Annotated in this window: 2 protein-coding genes; one reads left to right on the forward strand and one right to left on the reverse strand. The window is 73.3% G+C overall.

Annotated features, from left to right (window positions below; translation table 11 throughout):
- Window positions 1-1,052 (reverse strand): FAD-binding oxidoreductase (locus U9980_RS27255; protein WP_322770551.1); only part of this gene is annotated, 1,052 nt, incomplete at its 3' end.
- Window positions 1,053-1,226: 174 nt separating this feature from the next.
- Here U9980_RS27255 and U9980_RS27260 point away from each other — a divergent pair.
- Window positions 1,227-2,753: a glycerol-3-phosphate dehydrogenase/oxidase gene (locus U9980_RS27260; RefSeq protein ID WP_322770552.1), complete on the forward strand. Its 1,527-nt coding sequence runs from the start codon at window positions 1,227-1,229 to the stop codon at window positions 2,751-2,753.
- Window positions 2,754-2,823: the final 70 nt, after the last annotated feature.

The following is a 2,823-nucleotide window of genomic DNA, read 5'->3' on the forward strand; positions in this document are numbered from 1 at the left end:
CCCTCGTACCCGGTGATCAGCTGACAGCCGCCGCCGGTGGCGGGGTCGCCGCCGACAGGGCCGCCGCCGGGCAGGCCGGCCGCGGTCTCGACCTCATCCGAGAGCCGCACGACCGTCGGCAGCAGATCCCGCTGTGCCAGGGCGCGCAGCACGTCGGCCGCGCCGATGAAGTCCGTCAGGCGCCAGCCCTCGTAGTAGGTCGCCTCGGGCCGGGGTCGCACCCGCAGCCGCACCTGGGTGATGACCCCGAAGGCGCCTTCGGAACCGAGTACGAGCTCGCGCAGATCGGGTCCGGCGGCGGACGCGGGCGCCCGGCCGAGTTCCCAGGTGCCGACCGGGGTGGCGACCCGGACGCCGAGGACCATGCTGTCGAACCGACCGTGGCCGGCGGATGCCTGGCCGCTGGACCGGGTCGCGGCGAACCCACCGACCGTCGCGTACTCCCACGACTGCGGCAGATGGCCGAGGGTGAAGCCGTGCGTGGCGAGCCCGGCCTCCAGCGCCGGGCCGCGCATACCGGGCTCAACCGTGGCGATCTGCGACTCGGCGTCGACGCTGACGAGCCGGTTCATCCGGGCCATGTCGAGCGCGATCACACCGGCAAGGCCGGCACGGACGGCGACCAGGCCGCCGACCACCGACGTCCCGCCACCGAACGGAACCACCGCGAGCCGATGGCGGCCACAGACCGCGAGCACGGCGAGTACCTCGTCGTGGCTTGCGGGCAGGACGACCGCGTCCGGGGCATCCATGGCGTCGCCGGCGCGAAGACGCAGCAGGTCGGTCGTGGACCGCCCACGGCAGTGCCGGACCAGGCTCGCCCGGTCGTCGCGTACCCAGGCCGGACCGAGCACGCCCGCCAGAGCCGCACGCGCGTCGTCGCCAAGCCTGCCCACCGGCAGCCGCAGCGCATCCGGGCCCACCGGTGGGGTGTCGCGGCAGGCGGTACCCAGAACCTGTTCCAGCAGGGAGCGGACACCGGCGGGCAGCGGTGTGTGCGCCTCCGCCGCGCCCCAGCCCCACCAGACCGTGCCGCCGTCAGCTCCCGTCATCCCGTCATCCCGTCATCCGGCCATCCGGCCATCCGGCCATCCGGCCATCCGACCAACACGAACAATCAGCAGGACTCGTTGTCAGCGGTGACACGACATACACTGTGACAGATGTGGTCACAGCGTGACCGTGGCGTACTCAGCGTGTTACCTAACCGGGCTGAGGCAGCTCAATTGACCGGGTCGCTCAATCGCCGGCAGCGCGATCGGGATCTCGCCGATCTGACGGGCGGAACCGTCGTCGACGTTCTCGTCATCGGCGGCGGGGTAACCGGGACAGGCGTGGCGTTGGACGCCGCGAGCCGCGGGCTGTCCGTCGCGCTCGTGGAAGCCCACGACCTGGCCTTCGGCACCAGCCGGTGGAGCTCCAAGCTCGTCCACGGCGGATTGCGCTACCTGGCCGCCGGCGACGTCGCACTGGCCCGTCAGTGCGCCCGGGAACGCGACATCCTGCTGCGCACCACCGCGCCACATCTGGTGCGGCCGCTGCCGATGGTGTTTCCGTTGATGGCCGGCCTCCCCACCTCCGCTGCTCTGGTCGCCGACGCCGGCCTGCACGCCGCCGACCTGATCCGGCGTGGCGCCGGTACCCCGCGGTCGGTGCTGCCTGGGCCTCGACGGTTGAGCGCGGTCGAGACCCAGGCCATGGTGCCGGCGCTGCGAACCGCCGGGCTGCGCGGCGGACTGCTGTCCTGGGACGGCCAGCTCGTCGACGACGCGCGCCTGGTCGTCGCGATCGCTCGGACGGCGGCCCGGTACGGCGCACGGATCATCACGCACTGCCCGGTCCGATCCATCGACGGGGATGGAGCCGCCGCGGTCGACATGCTCACCGGCACCGCGGTCACGTTCCGTTCGCGGTCAGTGGTGAACGCAACCGGAGTGTGGGCCGGCGAGCTGTGCGGCGACATCACCCTGCGCCCGAGCCGCGGAAGCCACCTTGTCGTGGCGGACAGCGCCTTCGGCGGGCTCCGGACGGCGATCACCATGCCGGTACCGCATGAACGTAACCGATATGTGTTCGCGCTGCCGCAACTCGGTGGGCGGGTCTACGTCGGGCTCACGGACGAACCCGCCGACGCCGTGACCGACACCCCGGCGGCGACCCCGGCCGAGACCGAGTTCCTGCGCGACGTCGTCTCCAGCGTCCTCGCGGTACCCGTTGACCGGGCCGACGTCCTGGGCACGTTCGCCGGGCTGCGCCCGCTGCAGGCCGGGACGGCCAGGCGCACCGCGGACCTCTCGCGCCGCCACGCCGTCGTCACCTCTGCCAACGGCGTGGTGACCGTCGTCGGCGGCAAGCTCACCACCTACCGGCAGATGGCGGCGGACGCCGTGGACGCGCTGGCGGGGGCACGTGGGCTGCGCACCGGGCCCTGTCGGACCCGAGCGCTGCCCCTGGTGGGCGCGGCCGAGCGGTCGGTGCTCGCCGACGTGGCCGCGCCGCGCCGGTTGGTCGCCCGCTACGGCACCGAGGCGCCCGCCGTGGTCGAGTGCGCGCGGGGCGATCCGGCACTGCTCGCACCCTTGTGTGACCGCGTGGACACCACTGGCGCGGAACTGGTGTTCGCGCTGCGGCACGAGGGTGCACTCGACGCCGGCGACCTGTTGGACCGGCGCACCCGCATCGGCCTGGTGCCGGCCGACCGTGCCGCCGCGCTCCCCCACGTCCTGGCCCTGCTCGCCGCCGCGGGAAACTGACGACGGTCAGGCTGTGTGGCCGGGTCATGTGGCCGGGTCTTGTGGCCGGGTCATGTGGGCGGGTCCTGTG

The organism is Protofrankia sp. Cr1 (assembly GCF_963555865.1).
In the GTDB taxonomy this organism is placed as follows: domain Bacteria; phylum Actinomycetota; class Actinomycetes; order Frankiales; family Frankiaceae; genus Protofrankia.